Origin of the sequence: Streptomyces sp. NBC_00086, assembly GCF_026343255.1 — a bacterium.
Taxonomy (GTDB): Bacteria; Actinomycetota; Actinomycetes; order Streptomycetales; family Streptomycetaceae; genus Streptomyces.
Window position 1 is genome coordinate 1,589,815 of record NZ_JAPELZ010000001.1, and the last position, 14,247, is coordinate 1,604,061.

At 72.8% G+C, this 14,247-nt stretch carries 16 protein-coding genes; 8 read left to right on the top strand and 8 right to left on the bottom strand.

The annotated features are described in order from the left end of the window. The first annotated feature begins 17 nt into the window (after positions 1 to 17). Genes OG276_RS07065 through OG276_RS07075 form a run of 3 tightly spaced genes read left to right on the top strand, consistent with a single transcriptional unit; the run spans position 18 to position 2,470 of the window. Positions 18 to 812: an ABC transporter ATP-binding protein gene (locus OG276_RS07065; protein ID WP_266903612.1), complete on the top strand. Its 795-nt coding sequence runs from the start codon at positions 18 to 20 to the stop codon at positions 810 to 812. Next, the gene (locus OG276_RS07070; RefSeq protein ID WP_266903613.1) at positions 799 to 1,683 is read left to right on the top strand and encodes an ABC transporter permease; all 885 of its coding nucleotides are present in this window, start codon (positions 799 to 801) and stop codon (positions 1,681 to 1,683) included. Before OG276_RS07065 ends, OG276_RS07070 begins: the two co-directional genes overlap by 14 nt. A gap of 4 nt (positions 1,684 to 1,687) precedes the next feature. Then, the gene (locus OG276_RS07075) at positions 1,688 to 2,470 is read left to right on the top strand and encodes a sirohydrochlorin chelatase (RefSeq protein WP_266903614.1); all 783 of its coding nucleotides are present in this window, start codon (positions 1,688 to 1,690) and stop codon (positions 2,468 to 2,470) included. Between the two features lie 207 nt (positions 2,471 to 2,677). Here OG276_RS07075 and OG276_RS07080 read toward each other — a convergent pair whose 3' ends face one another. Beyond that, the gene (locus tag OG276_RS07080) at positions 2,678 to 3,682 is read right to left on the bottom strand and encodes a ketopantoate reductase family protein (protein ID WP_266903615.1); all 1,005 of its coding nucleotides are present in this window, start codon (positions 3,680 to 3,682) and stop codon (positions 2,678 to 2,680) included. Between the two features lie 45 nt (positions 3,683 to 3,727). Here OG276_RS07080 and OG276_RS07085 point away from each other — a divergent pair, with 45 nt between their 5' ends. Beyond that, positions 3,728 to 4,585, top strand: a complete 858-nt coding sequence (locus OG276_RS07085; RefSeq protein ID WP_266903616.1) for an aldo/keto reductase — start codon at positions 3,728 to 3,730, stop codon at positions 4,583 to 4,585. Here the strand turns inward: OG276_RS07085 and OG276_RS07090 are convergent. Further along, positions 4,582 to 5,565 carry an IS481 family transposase gene (locus OG276_RS07090; protein WP_266901552.1) on the bottom strand — a complete coding sequence of 328 codons (984 nt, stop codon included), beginning with the start codon at positions 5,563 to 5,565 and terminating at the stop codon, positions 4,582 to 4,584. The two genes, OG276_RS07085 and OG276_RS07090, sit on opposite strands and share 4 nt — an antisense overlap. Positions 5,566 to 5,702: 137 nt before the next feature. Continuing rightward, entirely contained in the window at positions 5,703 to 6,602 is a 900-nt protein-coding gene (locus OG276_RS07095; RefSeq protein WP_266903617.1) for an alpha/beta hydrolase, read from the bottom strand. Positions 6,603 to 6,682: 80 nt separating this feature from the next. Between OG276_RS07095 and OG276_RS07100 the strand changes: the two genes are divergently transcribed. Beyond that, positions 6,683 to 7,135, top strand: a complete 453-nt coding sequence (locus OG276_RS07100) for a MarR family winged helix-turn-helix transcriptional regulator (RefSeq protein WP_266903618.1) — start codon at positions 6,683 to 6,685, stop codon at positions 7,133 to 7,135. A gap of 28 nt (positions 7,136 to 7,163) precedes the next feature. Here OG276_RS07100 and OG276_RS07105 read toward each other — a convergent pair whose 3' ends face one another. Beyond that, positions 7,164 to 7,736 (bottom strand): DUF1697 domain-containing protein, encoded by a 573-nt coding sequence (locus OG276_RS07105; RefSeq protein WP_266903619.1) that lies wholly within the window; start codon positions 7,734 to 7,736, stop codon positions 7,164 to 7,166. Positions 7,737 to 7,771: 35 nt separating this feature from the next. Continuing rightward, on the bottom strand, positions 7,772 to 8,980 hold the full coding sequence (gene mgt, locus OG276_RS07110) for a macrolide-inactivating glycosyltransferase (protein WP_266903620.1): 1,209 nt from the start codon (positions 8,978 to 8,980) through the stop codon (positions 7,772 to 7,774). A 181-nt stretch (positions 8,981 to 9,161) separates the two neighbouring features. On the opposite strand from mgt, the gene OG276_RS07115 reads away from it, so the two are divergent. Together OG276_RS07115 and OG276_RS07120 are read left to right on the top strand one after the other, a co-directional pair. Further along, entirely contained in the window at positions 9,162 to 10,040 is an 879-nt protein-coding gene (locus tag OG276_RS07115; protein WP_266903621.1) for a phosphotransferase enzyme family protein, read from the top strand. Between the two features lie 23 nt (positions 10,041 to 10,063). Continuing rightward, entirely contained in the window at positions 10,064 to 10,708 is a 645-nt protein-coding gene (locus OG276_RS07120) for a hypothetical protein (protein ID WP_266903622.1), read from the top strand. Positions 10,709 to 10,728: 20 nt separating this feature from the next. On the opposite strand, the gene OG276_RS07125 is transcribed toward OG276_RS07120, so the two are convergent. Further along, positions 10,729 to 11,325 carry a DUF2867 domain-containing protein gene (locus OG276_RS07125; RefSeq protein WP_266903623.1) on the bottom strand — a complete coding sequence of 199 codons (597 nt, stop codon included), beginning with the start codon at positions 11,323 to 11,325 and terminating at the stop codon, positions 10,729 to 10,731. A gap of 106 nt (positions 11,326 to 11,431) precedes the next feature. On the opposite strand from OG276_RS07125, the gene OG276_RS07130 reads away from it, so the two are divergent. After that, complete coding sequence (locus OG276_RS07130) at positions 11,432 to 11,989, top strand: TetR/AcrR family transcriptional regulator (protein ID WP_266903624.1); 558 nt, start codon at positions 11,432 to 11,434, stop codon at positions 11,987 to 11,989. Positions 11,990 to 12,046: 57 nt separating this feature from the next. Here OG276_RS07130 and OG276_RS07135 read toward each other — a convergent pair whose 3' ends face one another. Next, positions 12,047 to 12,790 carry an exonuclease domain-containing protein gene (locus tag OG276_RS07135; RefSeq protein WP_266903625.1) on the bottom strand — a complete coding sequence of 248 codons (744 nt, stop codon included), beginning with the start codon at positions 12,788 to 12,790 and terminating at the stop codon, positions 12,047 to 12,049. 92 nt (positions 12,791 to 12,882) lie between these two features. Next, positions 12,883 to 14,151, bottom strand: a complete 1,269-nt coding sequence (locus tag OG276_RS07140; protein ID WP_266903626.1) for an SAV2148 family HEPN domain-containing protein — start codon at positions 14,149 to 14,151, stop codon at positions 12,883 to 12,885. Positions 14,152 to 14,247: the final 96 nt, after the last annotated feature.

Here is a 14,247-nt window from a genome sequence, read left to right on the forward strand (position 1 = left end):
CCCAGGAGGTGACGACCATGGCCACCACGCTCGCCAAGGCTGCCGAGGGCACGGTAGCGGAGCAGACGCACGCCGCACGCATCGAGCACGTCTCGAAGTCCTTCTCCGGCCCGGCCGGATCGCAGCTCGTCCTGGACGACATCAGCCTCGATGTCGCTCCCGGCGAGTTCGTCACCATCCTGGGCGCCTCGGGGTGTGGAAAGTCCACCCTGCTCAACCTGGTCGCCGGCCTGGACAAGCCGTCCGCGGGGTCCATCGAGACCCCTGGCGGCCGTCCGTCGCTCATGTTCCAGGAGCACGCCCTCTTCCCGTGGCTCACCGCGGGCAAGAACATCGAACTCGCCCTGCGCCTGCGCGGGGTGCCCAAGGCCGAGCGCCGTCCGGAGGCCGAGCGGCTGCTGGAGCTGGTCCGGCTCTCCGGTTCGTACGGCAAGCGGGTCCACGAGCTGTCCGGCGGCATGCGCCAGCGCGTGGCCCTGGCCCGGGCGCTCGCCCAGGACAGCCAGCTGCTGCTGATGGACGAGCCGTTCGCGGCGCTCGACGCCATCACCCGCGACGTGCTGCACGGCGAGCTCACCCGCATCTGGGAAGAGACGAACCTGTCCGTCCTGTTCGTCACGCACAACGTCCGCGAGGCCGTACGGCTCGCGCAGCGCGTGGTCCTGTTGTCCTCGCGACCCGGCCGGGTCGCCAAGGAGTGGACCGTGGGCATCCCGCAGCCGCGCCGCATCGAGGACGCGGACGTCGCGGAGCTGTCCCTTGAGATCACTGAACACCTGCGTGGGGAGATCCGCCGCCATGGCCAGCACTGAAACGAAGGCGAAGACGGACGACCTCGCAGGGCTGGAGGCGGGCCTCGACGCGCTCGACGCCGTCCAGACGCACCGCACCCCGGTCCGCGAGGTCCTCGTCAAGAAGGTCCTGCCGCCGGTCATCGCCGTCGGCCTGGTCCTCCTCGTCTGGCAGATCCTCGTCGCGGCGAAGGTCACCGACGAGACCAAGCTCCCCGCCCTGTCCTCCGTCTGGGACAGCCTGTCCGACATGTGGATGAAGGGCACCCTGCTCGAAGTCATCTGGACCAGCGTCTCGCGCGGTCTGCTCGGCTTCCTGCTGGCCCTGGCCATCGGCACCCCGCTCGGTCTGCTCGTCGCCCGGGTGAAGTTCGTCCGCGCCGCGATCGGTCCGATCCTGCAGGGGCTGCAGTCGCTGCCCTCGGTCGCCTGGGTGCCCCCGGCGGTGCTCTGGTTCGGGCTCAACGACGCGATGATGTACACCGTCATCCTGCTCGGCGCCGTCCCGTCGATCGCCAACGGCCTCGTCTCCGGCATCGATCAGATCCCGCCGCTGTTCCTGCGGGCCGGCCGCACCCTGGGCGCCACCGGCCTGCGCGGCGCCTGGCACGTGGTCATGCCGGCCGCGCTGCCCGGCTACCTGGCCGGCCTCAAGCAGGGCTGGGCCTTCTCCTGGCGCTCCCTGATGGCCGCGGAGATCATCGCCAGCTCCCCCGACCTGGGCCTGGGGCTGGGCCAGCTCCTCGAAAACGGCCGCAACAACATCGACCTGCCCGGCGTGTTCCTCGCGATCATCCTGATCCTGGTCGTCGGCATCGCCATCGACCTGCTGATCTTCAGCCCCGTCGAGCGGTGGGTGCTGCGCACCCGCGGCCTGCTGGTCAAGAGCTGATCACGTGTCCGCGCACGTCACGCACTCCACGCAGGCCCCCGCCCTGCTGGTCATCGCCCACGGCAGCCGCGACCCGCGGCACGCGGCGACCGTGCACGCCCTCACCCGGCGGGTACGGGCGCTGCGGCCGGGGCTGCGCGTGGAGACCGCCTTCCTGGACTTCGACACCCCGACCGTCGACCAGGCGGTGGCCTCGCTCTACCTCTCGGGCGTACGCGAGATCGTGGCGCTCCCGCTCCTTCTGACGCGGGCGTTCCACGCGAAGTCCGACATCCCGGCGGTGCTCGCCGGAGCCACGTCCCGCCTGCCGGACCTCTCGGTCCGGATCGCGGATGTGCTCGGCCCGTCGCCGCTGCTGCTGGCGACCCTGGAGCGCCGGCTGTGGGAAGCCGGCCTCACCCCGGCGGACCGCGCCACCACCGGTGTGGTGCTCGCGTCCGCCGGTTCCTCAGACCCGGAGGCGATCGCAGTGATCGCTGAAACCGCGCGGGAGTGGCGGCACACCGGTTGGTGCGCCGTGCGGCCTGCGTTCGCCTCCGCTGTTCTCCCCCGGACGGAGGACGCCGTACGCGCCCTGCGCGCGGAGGGCGTCCGCCGGATCGCGGTGGCCCCCTACGTCATCGCCCCCGGGCGGCTCCCCGACCGCATCGCGGCGGGCGCCGAAGCCGCGGGCGCGGACGTGATCTCCGCCGTCCTGGGCCCCTCCCCGGAACTGGCCCGCCTGCTGCTGCGCCGCTACGACGCAGCCGCCGCGACCCAGTCCCGCATCCCGGCCCTGGCGGCCTGACCCACCGCTGCGCGGGCCGAAGCCCCCGACCCGCCCCAGCGTGCGGCGCCGTTGGATTCGCCCGGCGCGGGCTGGGTTTGCCGCTGCGCGGCACATCTCAGCCTCGCCGGCGTTTGAGGCGCGGGGTCTGGGGCGGAGCCCCGGGGAACGGTGGAAGGGCGGGTAGGGGACCCAGCCCCGCAGGGCCAGCCCACCCGCGTCCGGCGGCTACGCCCGCGCCGCGGCCTCGTCGGCCAGGGCCGTCAGGTCCTCGATGGACATCGCGCCCGGCGGCAAGCCCTCCCGCGCAAAGATGTTCGCCGCGTGCCGCAGCGTGTCGTTGACCGGCGTGGCCACCCCGTGCAGCCGCCCCAACAGCACGATCTCCCCGTTGAGATAGTCCGCCTCCACCGACCCCGTCCCCCGCGCCAGGCTCTGCCAGGACGACCCGCCCCGCACAGCCCCGGCCGGCGCGTCCACCTTGCCGTCCCGCGCGGCCGACTGCTCGGCCTCCGAGGCCCAGTCGATCCCCGCGGCGGCGAAGGCGGCCTTCGCCTCCCGCACGGCCCGCAGCAGCAGCGCCGCCTTCGCGGGCTCCGGCTCGGGGCCGGTCGTCGCCTGGATCGCGTTGCCCAGATTCCCCAGCAGCTTCGCGTGCTTCCACCGCATGACGTCCTCGACGACCGGCGCCCCGAACCCGGCCTTCTCCAGGTCGGCCGCGACCCTCCGGACGGACCCGTCGGCGCCTCCGGCGGCCTTCCCCAGATGCAGGATCCCGGTCAGCGGAGCACACAGCGCCGAGACCACCCCCGGCTCCAGGAAGGTCGCCGGCAGCCACACGCAGACCCCGTACACGCGCGCGAAGCGCCGTAGGGCGAGGCGTTCGCTCTCCACGCCGTTCTGCGCGCACAGCACCGGCAGCCGCTGGGCGGCCGTGCCGCCGCCCACGACCTCCGCGTCGGCCCACGCGTCGAGCGCGGCGAGCGCGTCCTGGGTCTTCACGGTCAGCAACAACACGTCGTCGGGGCGCAGTTCGCCCAGCTCGGCCGGCCCTGTGACGACGGGGAGCCGGTGCGCCCGCTCCCCGTCCGCCGTGGTGAGCCGCAGCCCGTCCGTCCGCAGGGCCTGCGCGTGCGGGCCGCGCGCGACGAGGACGACTTCGCTGCCCGACTCCGCGAGCCGTCCGCCGATGGTCGCGCCGATCGCTCCGGCGCCGATGATGATGTAACGCATGCCCACGAGCCTGGCACATCCGCGGGCCTGGGTTACGGTCGGGCCATGTCTGTTGACGTGGATGAGACGTTCGCCCTCGGCGGGGACCTGCCCGTACGCCGCCTCGGACTCGGCACCGGCGGCCTGGTCGGCACCGGCTACTGGGGCCCGCGCGCCGCGCGCCCCGCATCGGTCGCCCTGCTGCGCACCGCCGTCGCGCGCGGGGTCACCCTGATCGACACCGCCGACAACTACGGCCCCCACCTGGCCGAGGAACTGGTCGCCGAGGCCCTCCACCCGTACGGGGAAAGGCTGGTGGTCTCCACCAAGGGCGGGGTGGTGCGCACCGGCCCCGACCAGTGGCACGCGGCGGGCCGCCCGGAGGACCTGCGCTCCATGTGCGAGGCGAGTCTGCGCAGGCTCCGCCTGGACCGGATCGACCTCTACCAGCTCCACCGCTTCGACCCGGCCGTCCCGCCGGCGGAACAGCTGGGCACGCTGGCCGAGCTCCGTGCGGAGGGCAAGATCCGCCACATCGGGCTGAACACGGTGACGGCGGACCAGCTCAGGCAGGCCCTGTCCCTGGTCCCGGTGGCCTCGGTGCAGAACCCGTACAACCTCCTGGACCGCTCCTCGGCGGAGCTCCTCGCCCTGTGCGAGGAGCGCGGCATCGCCTTCCTCCCCTACTACCCGCTGGGCAGCGGCGCGCTGACCCGGGAGAGCGCCGCCGCACTGACGGCGGTCGCCACCGAGCACGGCGCCTCCACCGGCCAGATCGCCCTGGCCTGGCTCCTCCAGCACTCCCCGGTCCTGTGCCCCACTCCGGGCACGGGCTCCCCGGACCACTTGGCGGAAAACCTGGACGCGGCAACGGTCCGCCTGACCGCGCACGAGATGACCCTGCTCAACGGGCTGGCGGACTAGGTGTATTGACCCGCAGGGTTGTTGACTCGGGTGATGGGTGGGTGTCCGCCCAGTGCGGTGTGGCTGCGGTGGTGGTTGTAGGTGTGGAGGAAGTCTGCCAGGGCCGCTGTCCGTTCCTGGTTGGAGGTGTAGGGCCGTAGGTAGGCCCATTCGTCCAGGAGGGTGCGGTTGAAGCGTTCGACTTTCCCGTTGGTTTGTGGCCGGTAGGGCCTGGTCTTCTTGTGGGCGATGCCGGCCGCGGCCAGGGCCTGGGTGAACAGCTTCGACTTGTAGCAGGAGCCGTTGTCGGTCAGGACGCGTTCGACGGTGATGCCGTGGCGGGTGAAGAAGACGTTCGCCCGTTGCCAGAACCCGGCGGCGGTTTCCTTGCGTTCGTCGGTGAGGACTTCGCTGTAGGCCAGACGGGAGTGGTCGTCGACCGCGGAATGGACGTAGGAGTAGCCGATCACTGGCGTGGAGCTTCTGCGCTCGGTGGTGCTGCTCTGGCGGTTTCGGTCGCCTGCCGTCCGGCCGACCGTGCGCCAGCCGCCACCGTCCGGGATGTTCCCGAGTTTCTTGATGTCGACGTGGATGAGTTCGCCCGGGTGCTCGCGTTCGTAGCGGCGGATCGGCTGCCCGGTGGGCCGGTCCAGCCAGGCCAGGCGGCCCAAACCGTGGCGGGTCAGGATCCGGTGCACGGTCGAGGCGGGCAGCCCCAGGATCGGGCCGATCCGGGCAGGGCCGAGCTTTCGGGTTCTGCGCAGGTCACAGACCCGGGCTTCGACCGCTGCGGTCGTGCGGTGCGGTGTTGTGCGCGGCCGGCTGGATCGGTCGTGCAGGCCCGCTTCGCCCTCGGTCCGCCATCGGCGGACCCACTTGTGGGCGGTGGCCCGCGAGATACCCATCTCGGCCGCGACGTGCGCGACGGGGCGGCCCGAGCGGACTCGTTCGACCAGCAGGCGCCTACCGAAGACGGTCAGCCGGGCATTACGGTGGGACACGAAGACCTCCGTCGTGCAATGGGTTCCTAGACAGCTCCCACCACACCGGAGGTCTTCGCCATGTTCAAGACCTCGGCAGTGTCAACAACGCTCGTGATCAATACAACTAGGCCGTCCCTTTCGGATCTCGCCGGGCCTCAGCTGCGGGCCAGTGCGTCGGTGATGAAGCGTGCGGCGCGGTCCAGGGCCGCTGCGGCCTCGTCCAGGAGGCCTTCGAAGGTCTGGAAGACGTGGGGGACGTCGGCGGTGACGTCGAGCTGGACGTCGACCCCGGCCGCGGCCGCCAGGGCGGCGAACCGGGTGGAGTCGTCGAGCAGGACCTCGTTGGAACCGGCCTGGAGCAGCAGCGGGGGCAGTCCGGTCGGATCGGCGTGGAGGGCCGGGCTCAGCAGTGGCTGGTGGGGGTCCTGTCCGGCCAGGTAGTGGGCGAAGGCGGTGGCCAGTTCGGCGCGGGTGAAGAGCGGGTCGGCGTCGTGCTTGGTGGTCATGCTGTCGCCCGAGAGGGTGGTGTCCAGGACCGGGGAGAGGGCGACCGCGGCGGCCGGCATCGGCACTCCGGCCTCGCGGGCGGCGAGCAGGGTGGTGACGCTCAGGCCGCCACCGGCCGATTCCCCGGCCAGGACGATCCGCTCGGCCGGAACTCCCTGGTCCAGCAGGTCGCGGTAGGCGGCGAGGCCGTCCTCGACGGCAGCGGGGAAGGGGTGTTCGGGGGCCAGCCGGTAGTCGACCGAGACGGCGCGGACTCCGGTGCGGCGCACCAGTGCGGCGGTGAGTTGCAGGGCCGTGGCGGGTGAGCCGAAGACCCAGCCCCCGCCGTGGAAGTAGACGATCGTCCCGTCGGCGGGGGTGCCCTCGGGCTCGATGGTCAGGGCAGGACGCCCGCCGAGGACGGAGGGGGTGACGCGCACACCGGCCGGGGCCGGGCCCGAGGTCATCTGGTTCTCGAAGTCCTTGCGCAGCTGCTCCGGCGGGAGACTGCCGTCGAAGGGGGCCTGACGCATCAGGGCGTCGATCGTCGCGCGCTGTGCCTTGCTCATGCGATCCTCCAGACGAAGTTCCGTTCTTCACCAGGAACTATATTCCTAGGAATAACATTCCCTAGAATCTGGAGCAGATCGTGACCGACCTCGCGCAGGTGTTCATGGACCTCGTCCGCTACGAGACCAGGCTCTACAACGCGCTGGGCGAACAACTGCGCACCGAACACGGCCTGACGATGGGCCAGTACGAGTTCCTGCGCATCATCGACAGCCGGGACGGCTGCCGGGTCAACGACCTGGCCGAGCAGGCCGCCATCACCGTCGGGGCGACCAGCAAGGGGGTGGACCGCCTGGAAGCCGCCGGCTGGGTGGTCCGGCGGCCCAATCCCGCCAACCGCCGCTCGTCGCTGCTGGAGCTGACCGCCGAGGGCCGCGAGCTGCTGGCCGCCGCCACACCCTCGTTCGAGGACGGGCTGCGTTCCTGGCTCGCCGGGCCACTGACGGCAGGCTCGCTGGAGCAGCTGGCGTCCACCGTCGCCCTGCTGCGCAGGACGCTGGAGGATGCCGCGGCGGGAACGCCCGCCGGCTAGAACCGACGGCCGCGACCCGGGGGAACGCTCAGTCCCGCGTGAGCTCCACCAGCTTGGCGACCGTGTTCCAGTTGCGGGTGGTCACGTCCAGGCCCTTGACCACCGCCGGCTTGGCGAGGGCCTCGCCCAGCTTGGAGCGGCCGAGGCCGTTGGGGGCGTAGAGGTAGATGACGCGGTCGCCCACCCGGTACTCCTCCGGGAGGTACGCGGGGGCGTCGATCGAGGCGAAGCGGGACTCTGCGGGCTGTTCGGAGCAGAAGGTGGCGTGGAGCTGCTTGCCTTCGAGGTCGGCGGCCGGGAAGGGGCAGGCCTCGGCGACGGCGCGCAGGTGGGCGCCGTCGACCACCAGGCAGGGAACGCGGAAGCCGAAGTGGGCTTCGATGGCCGCCTCCAGGTCGCGGGCGAGGGCCTCCGGGGCCTTCCCGCTCGCGCTGGTGAAGACGGCGTTGCCGCTCTGGAGGTACGTCTGCACGTCCTCGTGGCCGAGGCCGCCCAGGACCTGGCGCAGCTCGGCCATGGGGACCTTCTTGTTCCCGCCGACGTTGATGCCACGGAGTAGCGCCGCGTACTTGGCCTTGGTCGCCTTGGTCGTCTTGGTCATTCCTGCACGATAGGGCGCACCCCTGACAGTGGCGGTCATACGGGCAGTTCGGCCTCGATCAGGTCGGCCGCCTGGCGCGTGCCGCCCTCCGTCGCCATCTCGCGGCGGATCCGGTCCGCGCGGGCGGCCACCTCCGGGTCGGCGACCAGGGCGAGGACGGCCTCCCGCAGGGTCGCGGCGTCGGCCTCGGCCATCGGGACGTGCCGGGCGACGCCGAGGGCGGCCAGCATGTCGGCGTTGCCGAACTGGTCGACGGCCTGCGGGACCGCGACCATCGGGGTGCCGGTGGCCAGGCCCTCCTGGCAGCCGCCCGTGCCCGCGTGGGTGATGAAGGCGTCGGCCTGGGTCAGGATGTCCAACTGGGGAACCCAGCGGTGGACTTCGACGTTGGCGGGGATCGCGCCCAGCTCGGCCTCGTCGGTGAACTTGCCGATCTGGAGCACCACGTGCCAGTCGGCCAGGTCCCCGAAGGCCTCCACGCAGGCCCGGTAGAAGGCCGGCTGCTTGGTGAAGGTGGACCCGAAGGAGACGAGGAGGACCTTCTTCCCCTCGGCGCCCGCGGGGCGCGTCCAGGTGCCCTGGGTGGCGCTGCGGTCGCCCTGGCAGGCGCCGACGAAGGTGTGCACGGCTTCGTCGACCCGGTCGGCGTGGGGCTGGAGGGCGCGCGGCATGAGCACGACGCTGCGCCGGGGGCGGCCGACGAAGCGGTCGCTGTCCTCGTCGATGCCGTTCTCGTCGAGCCAGGCGCGGAAGCGGGCGTAGTAGGCCTTCCCGCGCTCGGACGCCCGCAGTTCGGCGGTCATCGGCTCGCCGACCTCTTCCTCGTAGCCGGTCCAGGCGACCAGGGTCGGGGAGAGGGAGACCGCGGGGACGCCCCAGCGGTGGGCGAGGACCCTCGCGGGATAGGCGGTGATGTCGTGGAGGACGAGGTCCGGCTCGTCGCCCGCGAAGGCGGCCGCGAGCTGCGGGAGGGCCTGGACGGCGTCGGCGAGGAAGGGCTCGATGTTGTCGATGAGCTCGGTCCCCCACGCGTCGGGGTCCTCGTCGGTGGGCAGCGTGGAGTCCCAGATCACCGGGGTGGCGCCGGTCTCGGCGATCTTGTCCGCGTAGGCGGCGGGGATGGCGTAGCTGACGCGGTGGCCGCGGGCGACCAGTTCACGGATCACTTCGATGCTCGGGTTCACGTGGCCGGCGGCGGCGATGGAGAACATGGCGATGTGGGCGGGCTTCGCAGTCGTGGTCATGGGGGAACCATAACGAGACGAGACGTCTCGTGCAACCTATTCGGGAATCCGGGGCGGAGGGAAGGATCGGCGGTCGGCCCGGGACGGGCGGGCCGGATGCGAAACTTGTCCGGTCATGAGCACCCGGGTACGCCCGGTGGCCCCCGGAGTACCGGGGTTACGGACGGACTGCGGAGACGGCATGGACGAGGCACGCGCCCGGGAAGCCCTGACGGCGGCGGGCCTGGCACGGGCGGGGGCCGGGGCAGGGGCGTCCGCGCCCCGGCTGCTGGCCCTCGGCGAGAACGCCGTCTTCGCACTCGACGACGGCCTCGTCGCCAAGGTCGGCCGGGAGGCGGCCCTGCTGCCCCGCGCCGAGCTGGAACTCGCGGTGGCGGCCTGGCTCGCGGACCGCGGGGTCCCCGCGGTCCGCGCGGCCGAGCCGAAGCCCCGGCTGGTCGACGGGCACCCGGTGACGTTGTGGCACCGGCTCCCCGACGCGGTCCGCCCGGCCGGCCCGGGGGACCTCGCGGTGCTGCTGCGGCAGATCCACGCCCTGCCCGCGCCCCCCTTCGTACTGCCCCCGCGCGATCTGCTGGGCGGGGTCGAGCGCTGGCTGCGGCTGGCGGGCGGGGCGATCGATCCGGCGGACGCGGCGTACCTGCGGGCCCGCCGCGACGGCTACGCCGCCCAGGTCGCCGCCCTCACCCCGCACCTCGCGCCGGGCCCGATCCACGGCGACGCACTGCCCCGCAACGTCCACGTGGGCCCGGACGGGCCGGTGCTCGTCGACCTGGAGACGGTCTCGGCCGACCTGCGCGAGCACGACCTGGTGGTGATGGCCCTCTCCCGCGACCGGTACGGACTGCCCGGCGCGGCGTACGAGGAGTTCACGGCGGCGTACGGCTGGGACGTGCGCGACTGGGAGGGCTGCGCGGTCCTGCGCGGCGCCCGCGAGACGGCCAGCTGCGCCTGGGTCTCCCAACACGCCCCGGCCAACCCGAAAGCCCTGGCGGAGTTCCGCCGCCGGGTGGCCTCCCTGCGCGAGGGCGACCCGGAAATCCGCTGGCACGCGTTCTAGGGGTGCCGTATCAATTCCCGCATATGAAGCTTCCCCTCTCCATCCACCGGGCCCGCCTCGGCCCGGAGGAGTTCAAGGTGATCCGCCCGGCCCGGCCGCCGGCGCGCGCGGCGCTGTCGGACGGCTACTGGTACCTGGACGTCCAGGTCGACCAGCGGGCCGCCCAGCTCGTCGCCGGGCTGTGGTCCCTCGCCGCCACGTCACCCCGCTCGCTGGTCCACGTACCGCTGCGGCGCGCCGACCCCGACACCGGGGAACCGGGCCTCGACCTGGTTCTCCTGCACCACTCGCTCCAGTTCGCGCCCTCGCGCTGGAAGGAGCTGCGGGCCCGGCTGGGCCCGGGCCGGCCGCAGACCGCGGACCTTCCCGGACCGCCTTCGGCCGACCGCGGCGCCGACCGCCGGCCGGATCGGCACCACCGGGAGAACCGGGACCGGTTCCACCAGCGCGTCCACGCCGGGACGTTGTTCATGACGGGCAGCGCCCAGCTGTTCGCCGACACCTCATGGCTCTTCGCCGACGTGGCCCACCGGGGGCCGGGCCACGTCCGGGCCCACCCCGGCCACGCGCACTACTGCGCCCGGATGGGCCAGGGCGACGGCCTCATCGCCGACCACGGCGGCAGCGGGCTCCACGTCGTCTACCGCGATCAATGGCCGGAGCGCTGACCCGCCGCCCCTCGTGAGGGTCAGGCCGCCGCGCCGGAGCCCGTACGGGCCTGCCATTCGCGGCCGATGCCGCGGATCAGCGCCGGGTACACGCCCAGGTACCGGAAGGGCTTGATGCCCGCCATGTACACGGCGCCGAGGAGGCCGTTCGGCTTGACCAGGACGGCCATCTGGCCGCGGTAGCCGCCGGTTCCGTCCGGGACCCAGCTGATGTGCATCACTCCGTGCACGGTCCGGTTCGCCGTCTCCGCCGCCCACTCGTCGTGCGTCTGGTAAACGGAGGTGAACGGAACCGAGCCGAGGTCGGGCCCCCGGGGACCCTCGCGGAGGTCCGCCGGCAGCCGATCGCGCAGCGTCGTCGCCCGGCCCTCCAGGCCGTCGGCGGGCTTGTCCCAGCCGAACAGGGCCCCGAGCTTCCAGCGGATCGCGAAGAGCGCGCGACCCACGCGGGAGGGGACGGGGTCCCCCGAGCCGCTCGCGAACTGCTCCACGAGCCGTGCGAGGTCGTCCGGTCCGCCCGGTGTCGGCAGCTCCCACACGTCTTCGAGGTGGAAGTCGCCGGCGATCTCGTGGATCCGCCACGGACGCTCGGTGTGTGCGGTTCTGGGGAGTCTCATGGGCAAGCCCCGATCTATACGATGCCGTATAGACAGCAGACTAGCACCGATCTATACGGCACCGTATAGATCGGGACCGGCACACCACTCCGAGGGGAGACGCATCGTGGGCGCGACCCGTACGCCGCGCGGCAACTGGATCGAGGAAGGGCTGCGCGCACTCGCCGCCGGAGGCCCGGAAGCCGTCCGGATCGAGCCGCTCGCGCAGGCCCTCGGCGTCAGCAAGGGCGGCTTCTACGGGTACTTCGGCAACCGGGACACGCTGCTCACCGAGATGCTCGACACCTGGGAGCGCGAGGCCGCCGAGGCCGTGATCGAACAGGTCGAGGGTGCGGGCGGAGACCCGAGGGCCAGGCTGAAGCGGCTGTTCGCGATCGCCTCGGCCGCCGACAGTCCGGCGCGGGGCGTCGCCACCGACCTGGCGATCCGCGACTGGGCGCGGCGCGACGAGTCCGTCGCGGAGCGGCTCCGGCGTGTCGACAACCGCCGCATGGACTACCTGCGCTCGCTGTTCGGCGCCTTCTGTCCCGACGAGAAGGACGTCGAGGTCCGCTGCATGATCGTCTACTCGATGCGGATCGGCAGCTACCTCATCGCCGCCGACCACGGCCCCCTGAGCCGCTCCGAGGTCATGGAGCACACCCGGGACTGGCTGCTCCGCTAGCGAGAGCGCGAGAGAACGAGAGAGCGAGGGCGCGGTTGCCCGGGCCCCGGGCCGCCGTCAGACCCGGTACGGCACGACGGGCCAGGCCCGCTCGACTATCGCCTCGGGGTCCGAGGTCCGCCGCAGGTAGCTCTGCAGCGAGGCCGCCTGCTCGGCCGCCGCACGGATCTGGAGCTCGTGCAGGTCCGCCAGGGCGACCGTCCCTATCGCCGCGTGCACGGCCCCCATCCGCCGCGCGGCGCGGGCCGCCGCCAGTGCGTCGGCTCCCGCGTCGTGCGCCGCTTCCAGGGTCACGCCGTAGTGCTCGCAGAGGGCCTGGAGGGTCCGCCGCCCCTTGCGGTACCGGTCCGCGTGCTTGTCCAGCACCAGCGGGTCGATGACGGGCGGCACGGAGTTCACCGGCCAGCGCTCGCCGAGCGGGCGGATCCCGTGGCGGCGGCACTCGCGGTCCAGCAGGGTCAGGTCGTACCGCGCGTTCATCACCACCAGCGGGGTTCCCGAGCTCAGCGCCTCCACGAGCGTCCGGGTGATCTCCTCGATCGCCGCGGCCGCCACCATCCCCCGTGAGCGGGCGTGGTCCGTGGAGATGCCGTGGATGGCCGAAGCCTCCTCCGGGATGGGCACGCCCGGGTCGACCAGCCAGGACCGCTCCCGCGCCACCTGACCGTCCGGCCCGACCGCCACGACGGCCGCCGTCACGATCCGGTCGGACTCGATGTCGGTCCCCGTGGTCTCCAGGTCGAAGGCCACCATCGGCCCGCCGTGCCAGTCCCCCATCCAGTCCCCCGCCCAGTCCCCCATCGCGTGCCCCCCGTACCCGTCCCTCTACGTCAACGGCTTTCAGCCTGACACGGGCCACTGACAGCCCCGGAGCCGGGGCGGCCGGCGACCGCTCACGACACCGGGCGGGAGTCCTGCCAGATCGACTCGAACTCCTCCCGGTACGTCGGGAACAGCCCGGGCTCGGCGTCCCTCGCCGCGCGCCCGCCGCCCCGCAGGACCAGGACCGGTGCCTCCATGCCCCGCGCCCGGCGCAGGTACGACTGGACCACCGCGATGCCCGAGGACTCGCCCTCCACCAGGTACGCGGTGAAGCGCGGGGTCTCGTCGAAGACGTGGATCTCGAAGCCCGAGGCGTCGCGCAGGCCGGCCCGGACCCGTCGCACGTGCAGGATGTTCATCTCCACCGAGCGGCTCAGCTCGCCCTTGCGCAGGCCCAGCTCCCGCTCGCGCCGCTTGACCGCGCTGCTCGCCGGGTTCAGGAACAGCAGCCGTACCCGGCAGCCGGCCTCGGCGAGGCGTACGAGTCTTCGGCCCGAGAAGTTCTGGACCAGCAGGTTGAGCCCTATGCCGATGGCGTCGAGCCGCCGCGCACCGCCGAAGAGGTCCTCCGCCGGGAGCTGGCGCTGCAGCCGCACCCGGTCCGGGTGGACGGAGATGACGTCCGCGTACCGGTCGCCGACGAGGTCCTCGACGGCGTCGATGGGCAGCCGGTCCGCGGCCGGCGAGCCCGCGCCGCCGCCCAGTACCTCCAGCAGCCGCGCCGACGCCCGTTCGGCCTGTTCCAGGACCGCCCGCGACAGGGCCCGGTTGCGGGAGACGACGTTGCGGGTGACCTCCAGCTCGTCCAGCGCCTGCTCGATCTCGCGCCGGTCGTCGAAGTACGGCTCGAAGCAGGGCCAGTGCTGGACCATCAGTTCGCGCAGCTGCGGCAGGGTGAGGAAGCTCAGCACGTTGTCGTCGGCGGAGTCCAGCAGGTAGCCCTTGCGGCGGCTGACCTCGCGCACGGCGACCGCGCGCTGCACCCACTCCTGGCCGGCGGGGCCCGCGGCCGCCACCACCCAGTCGTCGCCGCCGTGCACGGGCTCGTAGACCGGCCGGAGCACCGCCCCGACCACGGACCGCAGCCGCTGCTCGATGAGGTTCAGCCAGATGTAGGCGCGGCCGGCGCGCTGGGCCCGGGTCCGGACCTCGCTCCAGGCGTCCGCGCCCCAGTCCAGCTCGGCACCGGCTCCCGCCTGCGCCTTCCCGGTCCCACCGGCCTCCGGCGGGGCCAGCGACACGGCCCCGGCGGGAATCCCGCCGGCCGCACCGCCCGCGTCCGCCGGGCCGCCCTCGTGACCGCTGTCACCAGGGGGCAGCTCCAGACCTCCCGAGCTCACCCGTGCACCGCCTCCTGCGTCTGGACGCCCGTCTCCAGTGATCACGGAAGGGTACTCCGCGCGTGCGGCACCCTGCAGCCCGATGCGCGGCCCTGC